The sequence below is a fragment of the Frankia nepalensis genome (genome assembly GCF_016786325.1).
Classification (GTDB): domain Bacteria; phylum Actinomycetota; class Actinomycetes; order Frankiales; family Frankiaceae; genus Pseudofrankia; species Pseudofrankia nepalensis.
In genome coordinates this window covers 92,504-112,333 of sequence record NZ_JADWYU010000098.1, presented here as the reverse complement: position 1 = coordinate 112,333, position 19,830 = coordinate 92,504, and the positions used below count along the sequence as shown (strand labels likewise).

The following is a 19,830-nucleotide window of genomic DNA, read 5'->3' as shown; positions in this document are numbered from 1 at the left end:
CACAATGAGCGAGCATCCGCACGGGCACAAAGGCCCGACCCTCGATACGTGGCACCGGTTCCTGTTCAAGGTCGCCAACGAGATCAGGACCACCGGCACGGTCTTCCTGCTGGCCGGTCTGACTTCGGGAAGCCCTCTAACCAGTGGCGCAGGGAATGGTCGGTTCGGCGAGCGTCAGCCGAAACTCTACGGACGTCCGTCAGGTTGATGTTCGGCGACGTTCCAGAAATCATCCACGACCTCTCGTACGTCGGGATCGTCCGTTTCTGATCCCAGTGACAGGAGCAGGCCGAGAAGTGCAGGCTGGCCAAGTTCGCCCAGGAGCTCGGCGGCGCGCCGATACTCGCTCCAGTCAATCGGTTCTCGACTGTCTGAGAAGCGCTGGAGCAACAGCGGGCGCAGCGCCATGGTCAGCCATCCTGGATCGACAAGACGAAGAACCGCGCGCGCTGTTGCGACCTCAGCCGTCGAACCAAGAGTCGCCTCGAATACTGGTTCTATGAGATCCATCCTGAGCTCGGCTGGGGCTTCCAGGAGGACCCGTAGCGCGGTTCGCCGGCCACGTGGTGTCGCCAGCGCCTTCCGGAGTTGCGTTTCGGCGCCCGCCGCGAACATACGCATACGGATGGCGAAATATGTGTTCTCGGCCTCCGCTAGCTCCTCCCAGGGCTCCACGTTGATCACTTCTTTCCGGCATGTTGCCAGGGCAGACTCGTGAACCGCTCTGTGAAGGTCTCTGGAGTCATGGGTTCGGTCGGATAGATAGTGGCATGCGTCGGGAGATGAGGTCCTCCGACGTCGACGCCGTCCCGCACGACGGCCAGCCCTGGGGGCATCGGCGTGTCGGCGGGTATCGAGTGATAATGACCGCTCAGCGGCGCCTGCGCGGGATCTCCGAAGGTGGAAGCCCCCATAGGGGCAGGGGGCCGTTGCGGAACCAACATGCCGTCCGGGCCGATATCAAGATCGGAAGTCCTGGGCGGTCGTGGGCCTTTCGTGTTGCCAAACGCGTGCAGGAGGTCCTTGCAGCCCTCCAGCCCGAAGGGATCGAGCCAACTGAGTGGGTTGAGGACATACGCCTGTGGATTTGGAGACGGCTCTAGGCCGAGGGGGTCGGGGCTTTCGTAGCGGGCGGTGGTGGGGTCGTAGTGGCGGTGGTAGTTGTAGTGGAGGCCGGATTCGGGGTCGTGGTACTGGCCGGGGAAGCGTAGTGGGCAGGTGGGCTCGCCGGGGGCCGGTGGGGGCGTGACACCCCAGAGGGTCGCGCGGGGGTGCCAGGCCAGGTGGCCGGTGTCGGGGTCCACGAGGTCGGTGGGGGTGCCGACGAGGTCGGTGACGATGGCGTGGAACTGGGCGTCGAACCAGGCCTGGTCGGCGTCGGTGGTGGCGGCGCGGCGGGTGGTCTGGGTGAGCGGGCGGAACGTGCCGGGCTCCCAGTCCCAGGTGATGATCTCCGGTTCGGCGTCCCCGGTCGTGCGCGCGCCGGGCGCGCCCGGGTCGGCCGTGCCGATTTCGGCCGTGCCGATTTCGGCCATGCCCGGGGCGGCCGCGTCCGGGCCAGCGCCGATGGTGTGGTGCTGCTCGGCGAGCACCGCGCCGTCCCACGTGAAGGCGGTCTGTTCGGCGACCGCGCCCGCCGCGTCCAGGCGCTGCTTGGCGACGCGGCGGCCGAACGGGTCGTAGCGGTAGCGCCAGACGGTGCCATCGGGGGTGGTGACCGTCGTCAGCCGGTCGTCGGCGTCCCAGGAGTAGCGCCAGGTGCGGGGCTTGCCGGACAGGCGTTTGCGCTGACGAAGCGTCACGCGGCCCTGGGCGTCGTGCTCGTAGCGGACGGCGCCGGCGCGGCGGATCAGCGTGCCGGCGTACTCCCGCGTGCCCCGCTCATCCGGCCCGTCCTCGCCGTCCTCGCCGTCCTCGCGGGTCTCGCGGGCCACGCCGGTCTGGCCCGTCGGCGTGCCAGGAGTCGGCCAGGAGGCGTCGGCGAGGTTGCCGGCGGCGTCGTAGGCATACCGTTCGTGCCAGTCGGCGCCGCTGACGGCGACGACCCGGCGCATCGGGTCGAGGTCGAAGCGGCGCAGCCCGCCGACCAGGTCGTCGATCTCGGTGACGTAGCCGTCGGCGCTGTAGCTGAAGTCCCGGCGCTGCAGCAGCCGGGCCGCCGCGGGCTGGCGGGCGGCGAGGGCACCGGTGCCACCGGCTGGACTCCCGCCCCGGGGCGGGCCTCCGCCGGGCAGGCCCGCGACGCCGGACAGACTTGCGCCGCCGGATAGGCCCGCGACGTCGGATAGACCCGCGCCGCCGGACAGGCCCGCGACGTCGGACAGGCTTGCGCCGCCGGGCAGGCCCGCGCCTCCGCGCGGGTTTGCGCTGCCAGGCAGGCCCGGGCCGCCGGGCGTACCGGGGAGTCCGGGCATGGCGGTGAGGCTCGCCACGCCGGCGGTGACGGTCTGGGAGAGCAGTTGGTGGTCGGCGTCCCAGGTCTGGAGGAGCGTGACGCCTCGTTCGCCCGCGTCACTTCGCCCGGCGAGCGCGGCGGCCTCGACGACGCGTTCCAGCTCGCGGCCGGCGGCGTCGTGGGTGAAGCGCAGGACGCGGCCGGCGGTGCGCAGCGCGAGCGGCCGGCTGGCCTCGTCGTGCTCCCACTCGCTGACCGCGCCCGACGGCGTCGTCCGCCGGACCCGCCGGCCCAGCGCGTCGTATTCGGAGGTGACGCGACGGCCGTCGACCGTCTCGGCGACGACCCGGCCGGCGGCGTCCCGTTCGAACGTCACCCGCGTGTCGGGGCCGGTCGCGCGCAGGATCCGGCCGGCCGCGTCGTAGGCGAATGTCGTGACGCCGTCCGGGCCGTGTTTCTCGACGATGTTGCCGAGCGCGTCGCGGGTGAAGGTGACGGTCTCGCCGGCGCCGTTGGTCCGCTGGGTGAGCTGGCCGGCGGCGTCGTGCTGGTAACGCAGCGTCCGGCCGTTGAAGTCGGTCTCGGCTACCAGCTGCCCGGCCGCGTCGTATTCGTAGGACCAGGCCAGGCCCTGCGGGTTGGTCACGGACGTGAGCCGCAGCTCGGTGTCGTAGGCGAACGCGAGCCGGGCGCCGTCGGGGCCGACGCGGGCGGCGGGCAGGTCGAAGTGGGTGACCTCGGTGCGGGTGACCAGGCCGGCGGCGTCGACGTGCTCGACGAGGTTGCCCTCCGGGTCGTACCGGTACCGGTCGGTGGCGCCGCCGGGGAGGGTGCGCGCGGCGAGCCGGCTCTCCGGGGTCCAGGCGTACCGGGTGACCCCGCCGATCGGGTCGATCACCGCGACCACCCTGCCCAGCGTGTCGCGCTCGTAGGAGGTGACCGCGCCGAGCGGGTCGATGACCGCGACCGGCAGCCCGGCGGCGTCCGTCTCGACCTGGGTGAGCCCGCCGAGCGGGTCGGTGACGGCCATCAGTCGGCCGCGGCCGTCGTAGGTGAGCTCGGTGCGGGCGCCGGTGGGGTCGACGACGGCGGTGAGGCCGCCGCGCTCGTCGTACTCGCGTTCCCAGCGGGCGCCGTCGGCGTCGACCGTGGTCACCGGGCGGCGCTGGCCGTTCCAGCGGGTGGCGATCCGCTGGCCGTCCGGCCGGGTGACCTCGACGACGTTGCCGGCCTCGTCGTAGGAGTAGCGGACGGTGCGCCCGAGCGGGTCGGTCACGGCGGTCCGGTTGTCGAACCAGTCCCAGGCGAACGACGTCACCCGGCCGAGCGGGTCGACCTGGCGGCGCGGGCGCAGGTTCTCGGTGAAGTGGTGCTCGATGGTGTGCCCGAGGGAGTTGGTCTCCCGGGTGACGAGCCGTTCGTCGTCGTACTCGATCGTGCCGTCGAGGATGCCGGCGCTGCCGGCGGTGCGCACCACCCGGCCGAGGGCGTCGTAGGTGTAGCGGTATTCGGTGCCGTTGCGGTCGAGCCAGCGGGTGATCCGGCCGTCGTCGTCGTAGTCGAACCGCAGCGCCGCGCCGGAGGAGTTCACCACCCCGGTGAGCCGACCAGCGGGGTCGTAGCGGTAGCGGACCAGTTCGCGCGCCGGCTCGTCGCCGACGGCGACCGTGCTGACCGCCGTGACCAGGTGGCCCCGGGTCTCGATGTCGAGCTGGTAGCCGCCGGAGTGGCTGATCTGCGCGAGGTCACCCTCGGTGTCGTAGCCGAAGTCGACCGTGTTGCCGGCCCGGTCGGTGATCGCGGCCAGGGGCAGCGCGACGCCGCGCTGGCCGGCGGCGGGTACCGCGAACCGCAGGGCGAGCCCGGCGGCGCCGTCCACGATCGTGTACGCGCCCGCCTCGTCGAGCGCCAGCTCCAGCCGCGGCCCCGACGCGGGCAGCACCGCCGGGCCTCCGGGTTCCGGATGCTCGAAGGCGAGCACCACGCCGTCCTCGGCGGTGTAGGCGACGCCCTCGTCGTCGACCTCGAGGCGCGGGTCGAGGGTCGAGCTCCAGCCGAGGCCGAACCATCGGCCCGCGGTGTAGGCCGACTGGTAGGTGCGCCGCAGCGACCAGCCGAGCACCCCGGGCAGCTCGACGTCCGCCTGCGGAAGGATCATCTGGCCGCTGGCCATGTCGACCGGGTCGCGGCCGCCCAGCCGGCACCACGAGGCCTTCGAGAAGTACTTCGCCTTCTGGAGCGGGCCGCGGGCGGCGTTCGTCGCCTTGATGCCGTGGGGGAGCGCGGTCGCGATGTCACGCAGCCCCTGGCGCCCGAGCGCCGCGGACGCGCGCAGCGACCCGAAGATGGTCTTCGCCCCTTGCCCGGTCCGGACCGCGCGTGAGGCCGCGCCGAGGCCCTTGCCGGCGGTGGACAGTCCCTTGACGCCAGGTATGACGCCGAGGCCGGCGAGCGCCAGCTGCCCCAGGGAGGCCTGCCCGCGCGCGTATCTTCGCAGCGTGTCGGCCAGCACGACGGCCGACGCCCCCAGAACGATCGCCCCCAGGACCCAGCCGGCCGGCCCGGAGACGAAGATCGCGACGACGCCGACCACCAGCGCCACGTCGGAGCAGAGCTTCACGAAGTCGTCCCAGGAGCGGAACGGGGTACTGGCGAAGTCCCAGGCCTTCTTCCACCAGGGCCGGTTCTTGATCCCGCTGTCCTTGAGCGCGTCGTCGATGCCGTGCGCGCAGGTCGTGGCCGCCCCGTCGCGCAGCGTCTTCGCCTCGGCGGCCAGCCGCGCGGCCAGCGTCCGGTCGCGCCTGGCCTCCTGGCCCTCCCGGGCGATCACCTGCGCCTGCTCGGCGAGGCCGGGCGTGGGCAGGCCGCTGGTCGCCTGGGCGATCGAGACCGGGTTGAGCTCGTCGTTCGGCCACAGCAACGGCACCCGGTCGGGCGGCAGCAGTGCCTCGACCCGTGACACGGCACCCCGGTAGCGGGTCTGCGCGTCCAGGCCCTGGCGCAGCGCCGCGCCGGACTTGATCTTCGCCTCGGTCAGCGTGGTGGCGTAGCCGGCCAGCGCCGTGCCGGCGCCCCGGTAGGCCCGCGCCAGCTTGGCCAGCTGGTCGGGCAGGTCGTCGAGCGCCTCGCGGTAGCCGGGGGCGTAGTCCCCCTGCATCCCCAGCTCGCCGCCGCCGGCCGCGACCGCCCGCAGCCGGGTGGTCCCGTTCTCGGCGGTCGTCGCGTGCCCGCCCAGCCGGGTGGCCAGTGCCCGGACCGCCTCCGGGTCGCCGGGAGTCGGGTCGGCGGTGAGGCCGAGCACCTCCCAGTCGCTGCTCATGCGCTTCTCCAACTCGCGCGGCGCGCGGCGGCGCTGCCTACGGGGACTACCGACGAACGTGGCCGCTGGCCACCGGCCACCGGCCGCCGTGGCGAGCGGCGGCCGGCGAACGACGAACGGCGCGCGGGGAGGGGGTGGGGAGGGGCGGCGGGTCAGCCTGCGGCCTGGCCGAGCGTGGCGTCCAGCTGCTCGTGCTGGGTGACCGTCTCGCTGAGGAACTTGCTCATGCCGCCGAGGCCCGTGATGGCCTGGCGGGTGCCGGTGTCCCACTGGGTGTAGGACGTCTGGAACCGGCCGGACGCCTGGTCGGTGATGAAGCCGCTGGTCACCAGCGCGTCGATCTGCCCCTTCAGGGCGGTCAGCTGGTTCTCCATGTCGGTCTGGATGCGCGACAGCGTGGTCGCCATCCCGCGGATCGCCTCGTAGTCGACGTGGACGTTCGCCATGGCCGGGCCTGCCTTTCCTCGGGACGGGTGCCTGGACGGACGGTGAGGACGCGACGCGGACCGGCCCGCCGGCGGGCGGAGCCTTCCGGTCCTGCTTGGGCTGACGGACAGTGGGTGGGCGGGACGCCTCCGGTCAGGAGGCCGGGACGTCGGGGGTCCAGGCGAGGGTGTCGCTGATCGCTTCGAACAGGTCGAACAGCTCGTCGACGAGCCCGAGGTGCGGGCTGGTCAGCACCACGTTCAGCACGCCCTCGGCGCCGTGCTCGCCGCCGGGGACCGGAACGAGGGTCTGCGTCGTGACGGTGTCGATCGTCGCCGCTGCGCCCGCGCCGCCGATCACGCCGCGCTCCACGCCCCGGATGCGGACCGCCTCCCCGGCCGGGATCGTGACGATCTCGACCGACCGCCAGGGCTCGCCCGGCTGGCCCGGCGCGACCGCGCTGACCCGCGCGGCGATCGCGGCCACCGTGTTCTCGGCCGGGTCGTCACCTCCGTGGGTGTGGAACACCAGCAGGGTCGCGAGCAGGTCACCGGCGCCGGACTCGTCGGCCGTCGCCGTCGCGCAGTAGACCGCGCCCTGGCGTTCGGCGCGCTCGGCGACCTCGCGCAGCAGCTTCAGCAGCGCGGCGCGGTAGGGCCGCAGCCGCGGGTACTTCGCCGTGCGCGCGTCGACAAGCCGGGCGAGGTCGCCGGTCCGGGTCGCCCGCCACACGTCGAACTCGAACCACGAGTCCGGCACCCGCAGCGTGAAGCGGGTGGCCGCGGGCCGGGTGGCCGCCGCGCTCACGGCGCCGCCGCCGGTGCCGGGCCGGGAGCCGGGCCCAGCGCCTGGACGAGGGCGGTGTCCACCGCCGCCGTGCCCTCGATCAGGCCGTCGAGGAGGCCGATCGCGCGTTCCAGCAGCTTGTCCAGGTTGCCCCGGCTGTCGGAGGAGTCACGCACGAACCGGTCCAGCGCGGACTCGACCCGGGACGACCCGGACTGCCCGTCCAGGCCGTTGAAGTCGGACCCGAGTGACGTCAGCGCCGCCCGGATCGCCTTGAGGTCACTCGACAGCTGCCAGGTGACGTCCAGGTTGACCCCGAACAGCCCGGGCATCAGCGCCCGCCCCGGCGGTGGGCGACGGGCAGCGCGCGCCGCGGCGGCCCCGTATGGGAAGCATGAAGACCTGGAAGCACGCGCACCCCCGTCGCGCGAGACGTCTGGACGTGCATATCCGACTGTCGGTGAGTGATCGTACCGTGTCCGGCGTCACCGGCCAAAGTGGACTCGAGCACGGGGCGTGTCACCCGGCCGGGGCCGCGGTGAGCCGCGCGGCGGTGTGACCCGGTCGGCGGCCCGGCCGGGCCCGGCTGGCCTAGTGCCGCCTCAGCGAAGGTTTGCCCGCGCCGTGGGCGGTGCTGTGGGCCGGTGCCGGAGCCGGTGAAGTGTCCGCGGTAGCGCGGTCCCTGGCTCGCGTGACAGCGGACAGGTCCGGAGACCGACCCGCCGGGGTCGGGTGGCCGGTTGCTTTGGTCGTTTGTGTCGTGTCCCCGGACTTGTCCGTCAGAACGCGGTCCCTGGCTCGCGTTCTGGGGGACACTTCGAGGGCGGCCACTCACAGGACCGGGTGGGCAGCGGCCGGGCGAGCGTCGCTGGGTACGGCACTAGGCTGGCGTCCGCCATGGCCATGGATGCTTACCGCCGAGTACTCGCCCGGCCCGGGGTGCGCCGCGTGCTGGTGATCAGCTCGTTGGCGCGGGTACCGCTCACCGCGATGAGCATCGTCCTGACGCTGCGGGTCGTGCTGCCCGCCGACGAGGGCGGGCTGGGCCTGGGCTACACCGCGGCCGGCGTGGTGGTGGCGCTGTTCTCGGTCGGTTCCGCGGTGGGCGCGCCGGTCGTCGGCCGGGGCATCGACAGGCACGGCATGCGCGCCGCGCTGCTGGTGACCGCGGCCGGCCAGGCGGTGTTCTGGTCGGTCGCGACGGTGCTGTCCTTCGCCCTGCTCGCGCCGGCCGCGTTCGCCGGCGGGCTGGTCATGCTGCCGGCCTACACGGTCGGCCGGCAGGCGCTCGCCGAGCTGGTGCCCGACGCCGAACGGCAGGCCGCGCTGGCGCTGGACGCGGTGTCGGTGGACGCGGCCTACGGGCTCGGGCCGCTGCTCGGCGTGGTGGTGACGACCCAGGCCAGCCCGGTGGCGGCGCTGGTGATGCTGGCGGCCGCGCTCCCGCTCGCCGGGGTGGCGCTGGCGGCCGCCGTCGCCCCGCTGAGCCGGGGCGCCTCGGGCACCGGCGTCACCGGCGCCGCCACCAGCCGGGAGCCACCCGTGCCCATCCGGAGCTGGCTGCGGCCCCCGGTCGCGGCGGTGCTGCTCGTCGCGGTGGGCTCGACGTTGACGCTCGCGGGCACGGACGTCGCGATGACCGCGAGCATGCGCGACTTCGGCGCGCTGAAACTGCTGGGCCTCGTCGCCCTGCTCTGGACGCTGGGGTCGCTCGCCGGCGGCCTGGTCTACGGCGCGCTGCGCCGCGGCGTCCACCCGTTGGTGCTGCTGGCGGCGCTCGCCGCGCTCACGGCGCCGGTGGCGCTCGCCCCCTCGTGGGGGTGGCTCGCGGCGCTGCTGGTCCCCGCCGGTCTGTGCTGCGCGCCGGTACTGTCCGCCGGCGCCGACCGCTTGGTCCAGGTGACACCCCCGTCCGCGCGCGGCACCGTGCTGGGCTGTTACGCCTCGGCGCTGTCCGTGGGCAACCTGATCGGCGCGCCCCTGATCGGCGCGGTCATCGACCACGGGGCACCCGCGCATGGATACGTCGCCGTCGGCCTCGCCGGCGGGGCGCTCGCCCTCGCCGCGTTCGCCCTTGACCCGCGCGGCCTGACCGGGCGACACGTGGCCTTCACCAGCGCGACGGACACCACCGCCGAACCGCGCGTGGAGCCCGCCTCGCCATAGCCGGCGCCCCCGGACACCGTCCGCCCGGGGCCATCCGCCGCCGTCCGCTCGGGGCCGCGCGCCCGTTGAGACCGTGCTCCCGCGGACGGCGCGTGCTCGGGTGCCCCGCTACCAGGGCGCCGCCGCGGCCATGGCGAGAGCAAGCGCTCACTAAGTTCTTGCCTCGGTCGGGTGGCTGGCCTAGTGTGACGCCTGCCTCGGCCGCGCGGAGGCGGATGCCCGGACCGGCTGGGAGCTCGGCCAGGCCCGCCGGGGCGGTGCCCCCGCCGACTCGATCCAGTCCAGCGCTGGACCGACGGCTGGGGTGACGTGAGTCGGCGGGAAGCCGAACCCGAAGTCTGGGCTGAGGAGACGGGCATGCTTGAGGACAAGGTCGTCACGGCGTTACAGCGGCACTGGGAGGACGGGTTCAACCGGTACGACGTCGACCTCGTGCTGGAACCGGTCGACCAGGACGTGGTGTTCAGCTCGCCGTTCGTGCCCCGGCTGACCGGTGACCCCGAGAAGGTGACCATCGACGGGTATGACGCCTTCCGCGCCTACATCGACGACTCGATGCGCCGCGTCCCCGGCATCCGGTATTCGATCGAATCGTCCTTCGTGAGCACCCAGACCGTCGTGTTCGTCTACACCTGCCACTTCGCCGACGGCCAGTCCAAGACCGGCGCCGACTCCATCCGCGTCAACAAGGCCGGCAAGATCGTCGAGTGGCGCTGCCACTACTCCTTCGACCCCGAAGCGATCGACAGCCTCATCCAGGACTGACCGGCCGGCGGGCAGCCTGGCCAGTCGTCGCCCGCTCGCGGACATGGCGCACCCACGACCAGTGGCTGCCCGCGCCATTTTCGCGGGCATCCAGCGATCTTGCTGAGATCGTTGCTCCGAGGCCGCGTGGGGGAGTGCCGACCATCCGAGCGGTCGTTTCTGAGGCGGCGCGGGTGGTTCGCCGGCGCGCGAGCGAACGCGCCCGGCGTGCCCCGGGGTCTCTGCCATCGTGCCGCCCGCGCGTCGTGCCGCCCGCGTCGCCGCGTCGCCCGCGTCGCCGCATCGCCGGGTCGCGGGCGGCTAGGGCGCCCGGCGGCTAGGGCGCGTCCCTAGGCCGTCTGGCCGTCTGGTGGTGCCGGCTGGGTCGTCAGTCGCCCAGAGCGCGGGCGAGCAGGGCGCGCAGGGTGGCCCGCTCGTCGGGCGAGAGGTGCCCCAGGACCAGGTCCTCGACGCTGTCCATCGCCTGCTCGGCGCGGGCGAGGGCGGCGGTGCCCGCCGGGGTGCGGTGCACCAGGTGGCGGCGGCGGTCGGCGGGGTCGCGGCGCCGCTCGGCCCAGCCCGCGCTCTCCACGCCGTTGAGCAGCAGGACCAGGATGTTCGCGCCCAGGCACAGGTGCTCGGCCAGCCGCTGCTGCGGCGTGCCGACGTCCTCGCGCAGCTGGTTGAGCACCACGAACTGCTTGAGCCCCATGCCGAGGAGGTCCTCGGTCGCGTCCCGGTAGACCTGGCGGCCCAGTCGGGTCAGCAGCACCAGCGCGCCCGGGACGTGCGTGCCCACGGGCGCCGGCTCGTCGGCCGCGGTGCCCGCCTCGACGGGCGGGCTCGTCGTAGGTGCCATGGCGGTCCAAGCGTAACATCCTGATGTTAATCAAGAACCGGTGATGCTCACTGAGTGTGGATGATTTGCGATCATAGATAGTCCCTGTATGGTGACTATCTCGTGAGCGAGATTGAAACTGACGTGGCGTCGCCCTCGACTGACGCCAGGAAACACGTCACCGCGCACGGGGCCGCCGGCGGCCCGGTGACCGTCGCGGCCGGGTTCGACCGGCGCCGCTGGCTGGCGCTGGTCGTCGTGCTGCTGGCGCAGCTGATGGTCATGCTGGACACCACCGTCGTGAACGTGGCGCTCCCGGCGATCCAGACGGATTTTGAGGTGAGCCAGGCCGACCTCACCTGGGCGCTGAACGGCTACCTGATCAGCTACGGCAGCCTGCTGCTCGTCGCGGGCCGGCTCGGCGACCTGATCGGGCGCCGCAAGCTGTTCCTCGGCGGCATCGCCGTCTTCACGGCCGCGTCGGTCGCGTGCGCGCTCGCCGGATCCGTGCCGGCGCTGGTCGCGGCCCGGTTCGTGCAGGGTGCCGGCGGCGCGTTCGCGTCGTCGTCGGTGCTCGCCATCATCGTCGCCGAGTTCGTCGACCCGGCCGAGCGCGCCCGCGCGATCGGCCGCTACATGCTCGTCTCGATCGGTGGCGGCTCGCTCGGCCTGCTGCTCGGCGGGGTCCTCACCCAGACCCTGGACTGGCACTGGATCTTCGCCATCAACATCCCCATCGGCGCCGTCGCGTTCCTGGGCGCCGCGGTGCTCCTCGAACGAGGATCGGGCGCCGACGGCGCCCAACGGCGTGGCCGGGTCGACGCCATGGGCGCGGCCCTGGTCACCGTGGCGCTGCTGGTCGGCATCTACGCGATCGTGCGGGCCGCCGAGGTCGGCTGGGCTTCCGCGACCACCCTCGGCACCGGGGCGGTCGCGCTCGTGCTGCTCGCCGCGTTCGCCGGCTGGGAGGCCCGCGCCGCCGACCCGATGATCCCGCCGCGCGTGCTGCGCCAGCGCAGCCTCCTCGCCGGCAGCGCCGTGCGGGCGGTGATGGCGGCCGGCATGTACGGCTACCTCTTCTTCGGCACCATCTATCTGCAGCAGGTGCTCGGCTACGACGCGATAGCCACGGGAGCGGCCTTCCTGCCGCAGACGGCCGTGGTCGGAGCCATGTCACTCGGGCTCGCGACCTGGCTGACCGCGCGGTTCGGGCCCTACCGGGTCCTGATCACCGGCATGGTCATCATGCTGGTGGGACTCGCGCTGTTCGCCGGCGGCGGGGTCGGCACGGAGTATGTGCCGCGGCTGCTGGTCGTCAGCCTGCTCCTGGGCGCCGGTGGCGGGGGCGCGTTCGTCTCGCTGACCACGCTCGCCCTCGCGGACGTCCCGCCGGCCGACGCGGGCCTCGCGTCGGGCATCGTCAACGTGACCATGCAGGTCTCGGGGGCGATCGGCCTCGCCGTCTTCGGCACGGTCGCCGCCGGCCGCTCCGCGGAGCTGGCCAGGGCCGGCCACAGCGCCGACGAGGCGCTCGTCGGCGGCAACCGGCTCGGCCTGCTGGTGGCGTGCGGCTGCGTCGCCGCCGGCATCGTGCTCGCCGCGGTGTCGCTACGCCCGCGGCGGCTCGCGCTCGCCGGCGGCGCCCCCGACCCGGCCGGCGGCGCCCCCGACCCCGCGGACGGGGCGACGGTCGCGCCCGTCGAGGCACCGGCCGCGACACCGGACGTCCCCCATCCCGTCACCGTCCCGCCGCCCTCCCCAAGCCCCACCAACGCCGACCGCGCCCCCCGGCCCGCCGATGGCCTCGCGTGACCCCGCGCGATGACCCTCCCCGCCCCAGCCGCCGCCTTCGCCGGCGCCCCCGGCGCGCCGGCGTCGTGTCCGACGCCAGGGGCGCGAGACGACGCTCCTCGGCCCGCTGATGCCTGACAGGTCTGGCCGTCACGTCGGACAGGGCGAATGGCGCCGTCACCGGCACCGACGCCGGGTCGATGGCGCGGCGGAGGGCCGCGCCAGGCTCAGTAGCGATCGCCCGCGGCGTCGCGGGCGATGACCTGGGCGGCGATGACGTTGCGCTGGATCTCGTTGGTGCCCTCGCCGAGGATCATCAGCGGGGCGTCGCGGAAGTAGCGCTCGACGTCGAACTCCTGGGAGAAGCCGTAGCCGCCGTGGACCCGCATGGCGTCGATCGCGACCTTCATCGCGGTCTCGGAGGCGAACAGCTTCGCCATCCCCGCCTCCAGGTCGGACCGCTGCCCGGAGTCGAAGCGTTCGGCGGCGTCCGCGGTCAGCAGCCGGGCGGCCCGCATCTGGGTCGCCATGTCGGCGATCAGGTTGCCGACGCTCTGGTGCTTCCAGATCGGCTGGCCGAACGTCTCCCGCTGCTGGGCGTAGGTGACGGCCGCCTCCAGGGCCGCCTGGCCGACGCCGAGCGCCCGCGCCGCGACCTGGATGCGGCCGACCTCGAGGCCGCGCATCATCTGCGCCCAGCCCTTGTTCGGCGGGCCGCCGAGCACCGCGGCCGCCGGCACCCGCATGGCGTCGAACGACAGGGTGCACGCCTCCACACCCCGGTAGCCGAGCTTCGGGATCTTCGCGCTGATGTCCAACCCGGGGCCGGGTTCGATGAGCAGAACGCTGATGCCGCGGTGTGCGGGCTTCGCGTCCCGGTCGGTCCGGCACAGCAGCGCGATCAGGCCCGAGTGAGCCGCGTTGGAGATCCAGGTCTTGGAACCGTTGATCACCCAGTGGTCGCCGTCGGAAACGGCGTAGGTCCGCATTCCTTGCAGGTCGGAGCCACCGCTCGGCTCGGTCAGCGCCATCGTCGCGCGCACCTCGCCCGTGGCCATCCGCGGCAGATAGGCCCGCTTCTGCTCCTCGGTGCCGAACGTCTTGATGACGTAGGTGATGACCGAGTGGCCACCGATCGCGCCCGCCAGGCTCATCCAGCCCCGGGCGAGCTCCTCGGTGACCCGCGCGAACGCCGCCATCGAGACGTCGACCCCGCCGTGCTCCGCCGGCGCGAGCAGCCCGAAGAAGCCCAGAGCCTTCATCTGTTCGATGAAGGCATCCGGGTAGGTGTCGCTCGCCTCGAACCGGCGCACGTCCGGCTTGACCCGCTCCTCGACGAACTCCCGCACGACCGCGATCATGTCCAGCTCGTCCTGGGTCAGCCTGCCCACGCGTGCCCTCCTGCCTCCACCACGCCATCCACGCCCCGGCGGGCACGTTAGTGGCCGAACCTGCCCGGCGTCGGCCGTCGTGACGTGATCTGGTCGCCCGAGCCCGAGCCCGAGACGGCGCCGCCTATGTCGCCGGGCCCCGCGAAAATCCTTTGCTACCCAGACGGGGGAGTCGTGACACTCGCGCCGTGGATCGCATGGGGGGACGGACGGTCACCGCGGTCGTGACCGTCGACCGGTCCTGACGACGGCGGTCGCGCCTTGGCGGCGGGCACGGCGGCGGATATGGCGGCGGCGAAGCCACACATGGGCGGCGGCGCGCGTCGTCCTCGGGTCAGTCGGCGGTGGGGTCGACGACGCGGCCGACGAACAGGGGAGCGGCTGTCTCGCGGTCATGGATGACGAACAGGAACGGGCGGTCGACGGTGACGTGAGCCTCGGTCGCCACGGCCGAGAGGGCGCGCGCGATCACCGCCGTCGCGGCGGCGGCCTCGGTTCCCTGCTCGTCGACGGCGATGAACGCCTCGTGGATCACCTTGTCGATGAGCAGGTGTTCGGCGGTGGTCATACCGCTGAGGTCGGCGTCCCCGGTGAACGCGGTCCGCATCCCGAGCGCCTCGAGCGGCTCACCCAGGTAGGCACGGCGCCGGAACTTCCAGCGCGGCAGGTCCAGGTCGACCATCGCCGGCCGGAACCCGGTGAGCAGCCCGCGCAGCGCCGAGCCGTCGAGCCCGGCCTCCACCGCCGCCAACCGGCCCGGGTCGGGCAGGACGACGGCCATGGCGAGCTGGCCGCCGACATAGGGGATGTCGACTGCCTGCCAGCCTGGGCCCGTCGCGTACCCGAGCTGGGCGGCCACCAGGGACATGGTCGGTGCCTGGACGACCGAACCGTCGGCCCGGGTGAAGGGGGCGGGCTGGGCCTCCTGGAACGGAGTCAGCCACGGGGCGCGTAGATAGATCGCGTTGACCAGAACCAGCCGGGTGAGTTCGGTCAGGTCACCGGACGCGACGAGTTCCGGGATGCGCTCGTGGGTTCGCTCCGACACCCAGGCGTTGATTTCCTTGGCCGCGCCCTCGCGGGCTTGTTGGTCGACGTAGTCGACGATCCGCATGCCCGTGCCGTAGTACCGGGCCAACAGGTCCAGGAAGGGCTGCTCCCAGGGCAGATTCCGCTGTCCCCACAGCGAGTTCGCCACGTCCAGGACGATCTCGGCGACCGAGTCGTCGTGCTGCTCGAACTCGCCGGCCCGGCCCTCCACGTGCAGCGCCAGCGCGTTCAGCCCGGCGTGCAGGGCCTCCGGTCCGGCCGGCGTGTGCAGGACGGCGTCCATCTCCTCCGCCGTCCGTCCCCGGGCGCCGGCCCGGGTCATGCCGAGCGCGACCGCCACCGAGTACGGGGAGCAGACCTGGTTGCCCGGCTCGGCCGCCGCCCGCCGGTACAGGTCCGCGGTGAACGCCAGGACGGAGGTGACCGCCGCGGCCAGTGCCGCCGGGTCGGCCGCCGCGCGCTCGAGATCCGCCGTCACCACGGACAGGTCACCGCCGCCGGCACCCGGCCCGGCGGGCGGCGCGCCGGAAGTGTCCTTGCCGCATCCACTCGCCAGGGCACCGGCCCCCAGGCCGGCTGTCGCGAGCAGCGCGGCCGAGAGCAGATCGCGTCTGCGCAGCATGCTCCTTCGACGGCACCGCGGCCGGTCCGGTTCCCGGAACGGGACAAAGTCCTCCCCGGCGGGCACATCGGCACATCGGCACGGCGACACGGCGACACGGCGGCTCGACGGCGACCGGGTCACCATCACCGGCACGGCGTCAGGGCGCCGGCGGCAGGTGAGGAACGCGCTGGCAGGCCGGTCAGGAGGGCGCGGGAGGTCAGGAAGGCGCCGGCAGGACCGTGCCGGTGACCGCGCCGAAGCCGACGCGGCCGCCGCCGGACCCGGGCGCCGTGCCGGTGATGGTGACCCGGTCGCCGTCGAGGAGGAACGCGCGCCGTTCGCCGCCCACGCGGACCGGCTCGGCGCCGCCCCAGGTCAGCTCCAGGAACGCGCCGCGCTGGTCCGCGCGCGGTCCGGAGACCGTGCCGGACGCGAACAGGTCGCCGGTGCGGGTGGACGCCCCGTTCACCGTCAGATGGGCCAGCATCTGCGCGGGGGACCAGTACATCTCGCGGTAGGGCGGGCGGGAGACCATCTCGCCGTTCCATTCGACGGCCACGTCGACGTCCAGCCCCCACAGCTCGCCGCCGGGGGCGCCAGGGCGCAGGTAGGGGAGCGGCTCGGGGATCTGCCGCGGCAGCGGCACCCGGGCGGCCCGCAGCGCCGCCATCGGCACCACCCACGGCGAGATCGAGGTGGCGAAGCTCTTGCCCTGGTGTGGGCCGAGCGGCACGTGTTCCCAGGACTGCAGGTCACGGGCGGACCAGTCGTTGACCAGGACGGCGCCGAAGACGTGATCGTCGAACTCGTCGACCGTGATCGGGGAGCCCAACGGCGAGCCGACGCCGACGACGAACCCGAGCTCGGCCTCGATGTCGAGCCGCAGGCTGGGCCCGAAGACGGGCATGTCCTCGTCCGGGTGGGCCCGCTGGCCGCGGGGGCGGACGATCCCGGTCCCGGACACGACGACCGTGCCAGCCCTCCCGTGGTAGGCGATCGGCAGATGTTTCCAGGCGGCCGGCAGCGGTGGGGCGCCCGGCCGGAACAGCCGGCCGACGTTCGAGGCGTGGTGCTCGGACGCGTAGAAGTCCACGTAGTCGGCGACCTCGAACGGCAGATGCCCGGCCACGGCGTCGATCCGGTGGCAGGCGGCGGCCGGGACGCCCCCGGCGAGCAGGTCGGTGACCCGGCGGCGGATCTCCCGCCACCGGGCCGGGCCCTGCGCCATGAACGGGTTCAGCGCGGGCACGGCGAACACCTCGGCGTCCGTCGGCAGCAGCGTGGCCAGGTCGACGACGGTGTCCCCGAGCCGCACCCCCACCCGCGGCGCGCCGCCCGCCGGGGAGAAGACGCCATACGGCAGGTTGTCCAGGCCGAACGGCGAGTCGGCCGCCACCTCGATTGTGCCCACGTCGCGGGTCGGTTCGCGGGCCGTCAGCGGGTGGGGCCGCGGCCGGACCAGGTCCAGGCGTAGGCCGGGTCCTCGGCGGCCAGGCCGCCTTCGCCGAGCCGGAGCGGCCGGAACGTGTCGACCATGACGGCGAGCTCGTCGAAGAACTCGACGCCGAGGGAGCGCTCGACGGCCCCGGGCTGCGGGCCGTGGCAGTGGCCGCCCGGGTGAAGACTGACCGACCCCTGCCCGATGCCGGAGCCCTCGCGGGCCGCGTAGTCGCCGCCGCAGTAGAACATGACCTCCGCCGAGTCGACGTTCGAGTGGTAGTAGGGAACCGGTACCGCCAGGGGGTGGTAGTCGACCTTGCGCGGCACGAAGTTGCAGATCACGAAGCCGTCGCCCGCGAACACCTGGTGGGCAGGCGGCGGCTGATGCACCCGGCCCGTGACCGGCTCGAAGTCGGCGATGTTGAACGTGTACGGGTACAGGCAGCCGTCCCAGCCGACGACGTCGAACGGGTGCGTCGGGTAGACGTACCGGGTGCCGGCGGCGCCCTGGGCGCCGGGGTGCTTCACCAGCACCTCGACGTCGGTCCCCTCGGCGAGCAGCGGCTCCGTCGGGCCGCGCAGGTCCCGCTCGCAGTAAGGCGCGTGTTCCAGCAGTTGGCCCTCGGCGGACTGGTAGCGCCTCGGCGGCCCAAGGTGCGAGCGCGCCTCGATGACATAGAGGCGCAGCGGCCCGGCGGAGGCCGAGACGGCCGGTTCCGACACAGCTGATTCCGGCGTGGGGGAGGCTGGTCCGGCGGAGGTGCCGCCGTCACCGTCCGGCCGCCAGCGGTGCGTCGTCGACCGTGGCAGCAGCACGTAGTCGCCCTGGCGCGCGGTGAGCGCGCCGAACACGGTCTCGACGGTCGCCGAACCCGACTCGACATACACACACTCGTCGGCACCCGCGTTGCGGTAGAGCGGCGAGGGTTCACCGGCCACCACGTACGAGATCTGGACGTCCGCGTTTCCCAGGATCAGCCGCCGCCCGGTGACCGGATCGGCCCGTTTCCACTCCTCACCCGGGAACAGCTCGTGGAGCCGCAGGTGCCGGGGAAGCAGCGGGCGGTTCTCGGTGAGTGTGGCCTCCGGCGGCTCCCACGGCGTCGCGTCGACGATCGCGGACGGGATGGCGCGGTGGTAGAGCAGAGACGAGCCCGACGTGAATCCGTCGGCCCCCATGAGTTCCTCGTAGTAGAGATTCCCGCTCGGGGCGCGGTGCTGGGTGTGTCGTTTGGGCGGGATCGAGCCGACAGCCCGGTAGTACGCCATGTCGGGTCACCTCGCCCTGTCGGGTCCTCGCGCCAGGTCGGCTCGCCTTGCTAGGTCGGACCGCCTGGTTTGTCGGATCATCTTGTAGTCGAATCGCCTGGTAAGGGACGGTCTGGTAATTGGATCGTCTGGTTCAGAAGTTGCCGCGCCTTGCCTGCTCACGTTCGATCGCCTCGAACAGAGCCTGGAAGTTGCCCTTGCCGAAGCCAAGCGAACCGTGCCGCTCGATCAGCTCGAAGAACACCGTTGGCCGGTCGCCGATGGGCTTCGTGAAGATCTGCAGCAGGTACCCGTCGTCATCCCGGTCGACGAGGATGCCGCGCGCCCGCAGCTCGTCGATCGGAACCCGCACCTCGCCGATGCGGGCCCGCAGCGTCGGATCGGTGTAGTACGAGTCGGGCGCGTCCAGGAACTCCACGCCACGCGAACGCAGCACGTCCACCGCGCGCACGATGTCGTCGGTCGCCAGCGCCAGGTGCTGAACGCCGGGCCCGGCGTAGAACTGCAGGTACTCGTCGATCTGCGACCGCTTCCGGCTCTCCGCCGGCTCGTTGAGCGGGAACTTGACCCGGTGGTTGCCGCTGGCCACCACCTTGCTCATCAGCGCCGAGTACTCCGTCGCGATGTCACCACCGACGAACTCCGCGAGGTTCGTGAACCCCAGGACGCGGTTGTAGAAGCCCACCCACTGGTCCATCCGGCCCAGCTCCACGTTGCCGACCACATGGTCGAGCGCCTGGAACAGCCAGCCCGGTCGCCTCCCCGCCGCGGCCCCGGTCGCGGTGGGGGAGCCGGGCCCCGGGATCGCGCCGCGGTCCGCCGCCGGCCCTCCGCGCCGTCCGTCCATGGCGCCCGGTGCGCCCGCCCGGCCCGGCCCGCCCGGGCGGGCCGCTCCGCCCGGCCGGCCCGGGTCGACGGCCGGGCGGCGGGCGACGTATCCGGGCAGGTACGGGCCGGCGTAGCGGGACCGGTCGACGAGGCTGTGCCGGGTGTCGCCGTAGGTCGCGATCGCCGCCAGCCGCACGGTGCCGTGCTCGTCGGCGACGTCGCGGGGCTCGTCCAGCACCGTCGCCCCGCACGCGCGGGCGTGCGCGACACACCGGTCGACGTCCGGCACCTCCAGCGCGATGTCCACGATCCCGTCGCCGTGCCGGCGATGGTGCTCGACCAGCGGGCTGGCCGGGTCCACCCCACCCGTCAGCACGAACCGCACCGCGCCCGAGCGCAGCACATAACCGACGTGATCCCGGCTGCCGGTCTCCGGACCGGTGTAGGCGACCAGCTCCATCCCGTAGACCAGCTGGTAGTACGCCGCCGCCTGGGCCGCGTTCCCGACGACCCACACCATCGCGTCCCAGCCGGTCACCGGGAAGGGGTCGGTTGCCGCGTCGTACTCGACCAGCCCGACCAGCCGGCGCAATTGCTCCACATCCAGCTCGGCAAGCCGTTCCTGCTCGGTAAGAGTCTGCTCGAGTGCCACAACCGGCCTCCTCCACCTCGCCCTACGGATTCACCGTCCTACTCGCCGCGCTGGCCCGTCCACTCCACACGCGCAACGACCCGCCCACGCCGCGACAGTGTCCGAGTTTCGAACAGATCTGGCGATCTACC

At 73.2% G+C, this 19,830-nt stretch carries 15 protein-coding genes; 4 read left to right on the top strand and 11 right to left on the bottom strand.

Going from position 1 to position 19,830, the window contains the following annotated elements; all coding sequences use genetic code 11:
• The first annotated feature begins 4 nt into the window (after nt 1-4).
• Nucleotides 5-208, top strand: coding sequence for a hypothetical protein (locus I6A81_RS10025; protein WP_202999385.1), 204 nt, complete (start codon nt 5-7; stop codon nt 206-208).
• Here the strand turns inward: I6A81_RS10025 and I6A81_RS10020 are convergent.
• From I6A81_RS10020 to I6A81_RS10000, 5 genes are all read right to left on the bottom strand, one after another.
• Nucleotides 187-684: a hypothetical protein gene (locus I6A81_RS10020; RefSeq protein ID WP_202999384.1), complete on the bottom strand. Its 498-nt coding sequence runs from the start codon at nt 682-684 to the stop codon at nt 187-189. The genes I6A81_RS10025 and I6A81_RS10020 overlap by 22 nt on opposite strands.
• Entirely contained in the window at nt 681-5,714 is a 5,034-nt protein-coding gene (locus tag I6A81_RS44780; RefSeq protein ID WP_202999383.1) for a DUF6531 domain-containing protein, read from the bottom strand. The genes I6A81_RS10020 and I6A81_RS44780 overlap by 4 nt, the downstream gene beginning before the upstream one ends.
• Nucleotides 5,715-5,866: 152 nt before the next feature.
• Complete coding sequence (locus I6A81_RS10010; protein WP_202999381.1) at nt 5,867-6,160, bottom strand: WXG100 family type VII secretion target; 294 nt, start codon at nt 6,158-6,160, stop codon at nt 5,867-5,869.
• A gap of 133 nt (nt 6,161-6,293) precedes the next feature.
• On the bottom strand, nt 6,294-6,947 hold the full coding sequence (locus tag I6A81_RS10005) for a hypothetical protein (RefSeq protein WP_202999379.1): 654 nt from the start codon (nt 6,945-6,947) through the stop codon (nt 6,294-6,296).
• Entirely contained in the window at nt 6,944-7,258 is a 315-nt protein-coding gene (locus tag I6A81_RS10000) for a hypothetical protein (RefSeq protein WP_202999377.1), read from the bottom strand. Before I6A81_RS10000 ends, I6A81_RS10005 begins: the two co-directional genes overlap by 4 nt.
• Before the next feature lie 565 nt (nt 7,259-7,823).
• On the opposite strand from I6A81_RS10000, the gene I6A81_RS09995 reads away from it, so the two are divergent.
• Both I6A81_RS09995 and I6A81_RS09990 read left to right on the top strand, forming a co-directional pair.
• Nucleotides 7,824-9,092, top strand: coding sequence for an MFS transporter (locus I6A81_RS09995; RefSeq protein ID WP_202999375.1), 1,269 nt, complete (start codon nt 7,824-7,826; stop codon nt 9,090-9,092).
• A gap of 357 nt (nt 9,093-9,449) precedes the next feature.
• Nucleotides 9,450-9,857, top strand: a complete 408-nt coding sequence (locus I6A81_RS09990) for a nuclear transport factor 2 family protein (protein WP_202999373.1) — start codon at nt 9,450-9,452, stop codon at nt 9,855-9,857.
• 367 nt (nt 9,858-10,224) lie between these two features.
• Here I6A81_RS09990 and I6A81_RS09985 read toward each other — a convergent pair whose 3' ends face one another.
• Nucleotides 10,225-10,695, bottom strand: a complete 471-nt coding sequence (locus I6A81_RS09985) for a MarR family winged helix-turn-helix transcriptional regulator (protein ID WP_202999371.1) — start codon at nt 10,693-10,695, stop codon at nt 10,225-10,227.
• Nucleotides 10,696-10,797: 102 nt separating this feature from the next.
• On the opposite strand from I6A81_RS09985, the gene I6A81_RS09980 reads away from it, so the two are divergent.
• On the top strand, nt 10,798-12,486 hold the full coding sequence (locus I6A81_RS09980; RefSeq protein WP_307874563.1) for an MFS transporter: 1,689 nt from the start codon (nt 10,798-10,800) through the stop codon (nt 12,484-12,486).
• 206 nt (nt 12,487-12,692) lie between these two features.
• Here the strand turns inward: I6A81_RS09980 and I6A81_RS09975 are convergent, their stop codons facing one another.
• The 5 genes from I6A81_RS09975 to hppD all read right to left on the bottom strand — a co-directional run bounded on the left by I6A81_RS09975 (nt 12,693) and on the right by hppD (nt 19,699).
• Nucleotides 12,693-13,856, bottom strand: a complete 1,164-nt coding sequence (locus tag I6A81_RS09975) for an acyl-CoA dehydrogenase family protein (protein ID WP_307874562.1) — start codon at nt 13,854-13,856, stop codon at nt 12,693-12,695.
• Between the two features lie 334 nt (nt 13,857-14,190).
• Nucleotides 14,191-15,528 (bottom strand): serpin family protein, encoded by a 1,338-nt coding sequence (locus I6A81_RS09970; RefSeq protein ID WP_202999369.1) that lies wholly within the window; start codon nt 15,526-15,528, stop codon nt 14,191-14,193.
• A gap of 199 nt (nt 15,529-15,727) precedes the next feature.
• The gene (gene fahA / locus I6A81_RS09965) at nt 15,728-16,921 is read right to left on the bottom strand and encodes a fumarylacetoacetase (protein ID WP_202999367.1); all 1,194 of its coding nucleotides are present in this window, start codon (nt 16,919-16,921) and stop codon (nt 15,728-15,730) included.
• A 23-nt stretch (nt 16,922-16,944) separates the two neighbouring features.
• Nucleotides 16,945-18,219, bottom strand: a complete 1,275-nt coding sequence (locus I6A81_RS09960) for a homogentisate 1,2-dioxygenase (RefSeq protein WP_202999365.1) — start codon at nt 18,217-18,219, stop codon at nt 16,945-16,947.
• Between the two features lie 133 nt (nt 18,220-18,352).
• Complete coding sequence (hppD, locus tag I6A81_RS09955) at nt 18,353-19,699, bottom strand: 4-hydroxyphenylpyruvate dioxygenase (protein ID WP_202999363.1); 1,347 nt, start codon at nt 19,697-19,699, stop codon at nt 18,353-18,355.
• Nucleotides 19,700-19,830: the final 131 nt, after the last annotated feature.

Excerpts from the sequence above, each read along its gene's own strand:
- I6A81_RS10025 (WP_202999385.1), top strand. The coding sequence starts at position 5 with ATGAGCGAGCATCCGCACGGGCACAAAGGCCCGACCCTCGATACGTGG.
- I6A81_RS44780 (WP_202999383.1), bottom strand. The coding sequence starts at position 5,714 with ATGAGCAGCGACTGGGAGGTGCTCGGCCTCACCGCCGACCCGACTCCC.
- I6A81_RS10010 (WP_202999381.1), bottom strand. The coding sequence starts at position 6,160 with ATGGCGAACGTCCACGTCGACTACGAGGCGATCCGCGGGATGGCGACC.
- I6A81_RS10000 (WP_202999377.1), bottom strand. The coding sequence starts at position 7,258 with ATGCCCGGGCTGTTCGGGGTCAACCTGGACGTCACCTGGCAGCTGTCG.
- I6A81_RS09995 (WP_202999375.1), top strand. The coding sequence starts at position 7,824 with ATGGCCATGGATGCTTACCGCCGAGTACTCGCCCGGCCCGGGGTGCGC.
- I6A81_RS09990 (WP_202999373.1), top strand. The coding sequence starts at position 9,450 with ATGCTTGAGGACAAGGTCGTCACGGCGTTACAGCGGCACTGGGAGGAC.
- I6A81_RS09985 (WP_202999371.1), bottom strand. The coding sequence starts at position 10,695 with ATGGCACCTACGACGAGCCCGCCCGTCGAGGCGGGCACCGCGGCCGAC.
- I6A81_RS09970 (WP_202999369.1), bottom strand. The coding sequence starts at position 15,528 with ATGCTGCGCAGACGCGATCTGCTCTCGGCCGCGCTGCTCGCGACAGCC.
- I6A81_RS09960 (WP_202999365.1), bottom strand. The coding sequence starts at position 18,219 with ATGGCGTACTACCGGGCTGTCGGCTCGATCCCGCCCAAACGACACACC.